Source organism: Methylobacterium sp. C33D (assembly GCF_053345825.1).
This window is the reverse complement of record NZ_JBKFAV010000114.1, coordinates 1-857: the sequence shown is the minus strand read 5'-3', so window position 1 is coordinate 857 and position 857 is coordinate 1. Positions and strand designations below refer to the sequence as shown.

The window sequence follows — 857 nt, the reverse complement described above, 5'->3', positions numbered from 1 at the left end:
CTAGGGTGTGAACCGAACCAAGCCGTTGCGGGGTCTGTCGTTTTGTGATTCCAGGCGGCCGTTCTGCGGCCTGGAGGCGGTGATGGCGGACCTGTTCTGGCTCTCGGATGAGCAATGGGCGGTGATCGGACCGTTCATGCCCAAGGATCAGCCCGGACCCGAGCGCAAGGACGACCGGCAGATCATCTCTGGCATCCTGCACGTGCTGACGTCGGGCTGCCGCTGGCGCGATTGCCCGGCCGCCTACGGCCCGCGGACCACGGTCTACAACCGCTTCAACCGATGGTCGCGGCGCGGCTTCTGGAAAGCCATGCTAGCCGCGCTGGCCAAGGCCGGATGGACGGGCGATGCGGCTGCCCTCGACAGCAGCTACGTCCGCGCCCACCGCTCTGCCCATGGCGGCAAAGGGGGGCGACGGCGCAGGCCATTGGCCCATCGCGCGGCGGCCAGACCACCAAGATCCACGCGCTCACTGACGTCCTCGGCCGCCCCGGCGTCCTCCTGCTAACGCCCGGCAACGCCAGCGATGTGACCACCGCGCCTGCGGTGCTGGCCGAAGCGCCAGGCCGGATCCAACGTCTGGCAGCCGACAAGGGCTACGATGCCGACTGGCTGCGCGCTGACCTCCGCAAGAGCGGCATCACGCCGGTCATCCCGGGCAAGCGCGGCCGCAAGCGGAAGATCCGCCACGACAAGAGCCGCTATCGGGAACGGTGGCGGATCGAGGCGACCTTCAACCGCCTCAAGGACTTTCGCCGGATCGCCACCCGCTACGACAAGCTCGCACGCAACTACGCCTCGGCCCTCGCTCTGGCCGCCGTCATCGCCTTCTGGTGCTGATCGAGTCCAAACCCTAG

At 68.1% G+C, this 857-nt stretch carries 1 protein-coding gene; it reads left to right on the top strand.

What is annotated here, in order from left to right; genetic code table 11:
* The first annotated feature begins 82 nt into the window (after nt 1-82).
* A protein-coding gene (locus ACLBXO_RS31605) for an IS5 family transposase (RefSeq protein WP_447687899.1) occupies nt 83-840 on the top strand; the annotation gives its coding sequence in 2 pieces (ribosomal slippage) (nt 83-419 and nt 419-840; 759 coding nt in all).
* Nucleotides 841-857 lie beyond the last annotated feature (17 nt).